A 277-nucleotide genomic window follows, 5' to 3' on the forward strand; every position below is an offset into this window, starting at 1 on the left:
GGAAGTATGGCAGCGGTTTCGTCTTATCAATAACGGAAGTATTACCGGACGCTATAGCCTCCAGGTTTTTAAGGTGCCTACCGGAGTAGTCTTCCGACTTCTGCCTAATCGCTCTGGCGACAACGTCCATGTCATCTATAAATCGGTTATCGGCCTGCGTCTCGGTGATGCCAGCTTCTAGGCAAATGACCTTAATCAGCTCTTGGAATACACCCACACTCTTGAAAGCATTGTCGATGCATTCTTGTACGACGACTCTGGAGAACTGAACATTTAG

General features: G+C 47.7%; 1 protein-coding gene. It reads left to right on the plus strand.

Features of this window, described 5'->3' with window-relative positions:
• A partial coding sequence (locus KMS84_RS40075) for a hypothetical protein (RefSeq protein ID WP_256921581.1) occupies window positions 1–181 on the plus strand: 181 nt, incomplete at its 5' end.
• Window positions 182–277: the final 96 nt, after the last annotated feature.

It is taken from the genome of Streptomyces hilarionis (assembly GCF_024539675.1).
In the GTDB taxonomy this organism is placed as follows: Bacteria; Actinomycetota; Actinomycetes; order Streptomycetales; family Streptomycetaceae; genus Streptomyces; species Streptomyces hilarionis.